This window comes from Photobacterium sp. GB-56 (assembly GCF_003026105.1).
In the GTDB taxonomy this organism is placed as follows: domain Bacteria; phylum Pseudomonadota; class Gammaproteobacteria; order Enterobacterales; family Vibrionaceae; genus Photobacterium.
Map to the genome: position 1 here is coordinate 1 of NZ_PYNW01000059.1, position 644 is coordinate 644.

Sequence of the window (644 nt, forward strand, 5' to 3'; positions counted from 1 at the left end):
GTGTGGTTCATGACTGGGGTGAAGTCGTAACAAGGTAGCCCTAGGGGAACCTGGGGCTGGATCACCTCCTTACCTAAAGACTTACTGTTTAATGCAGTGTCCACACAGATTGCTTGGTTAAAATGTAGAACGTAAAAAGACTTGGGTCTGTAGCTCAGGTGGTTAGAGCGCACCCCTGATAAGGGTGAGGTCGGTGGTTCAAGTCCACTCAGACCCACCACTTTCTCTCCCAGAGAAGGTGGCGGTTTAGTCTTTTATATCGTTGGGGTTATAGCTCAGCTGGGAGAGCGCCTGCCTTGCACGCAGGAGGTCTGCGGTTCGATCCCGCATAGCTCCACCACTCTTTAAACGCATTCTTGTGAGTGTTTTTAAAAAGTGGTTATCTAACGATGATTACATGTTCTTTAACAATCTGGAAAGCTGACTAGTAAATTCAATCAATAGATTGATTTTAAAAAATGTTCTTCGAAAGAAGAACGAGTTCTCAAAACATACACATTCAAGTGTCTGTGTTTGTTTTCACTTTTTAAAAGTGAAAACAAAACAATGAGTCCGGCGAAAAACCAACGTTTAATACTTTCTTGATCGAAGTGTTAAACACAAACCTTGGTTGTTTGACCAACTTACTCCACTTTTTAAGTGGA

Annotated in this window: 2 tRNA genes and 1 rRNA gene; all 3 read left to right on the forward strand. The window is 42.5% G+C overall.

Annotated elements, in window-relative coordinates:
* A 16S ribosomal RNA gene (locus tag C9J42_RS21345) occupies positions 1 to 72 on the forward strand; the annotation flags it as partial.
* Between the two features lie 71 nt (positions 73 to 143).
* Positions 144 to 220, forward strand: a tRNA-Ile gene (locus C9J42_RS21350).
* 44 nt (positions 221 to 264) lie between these two features.
* Positions 265 to 340, forward strand: a tRNA-Ala gene (locus tag C9J42_RS21355).
* Positions 341 to 644: the final 304 nt, after the last annotated feature.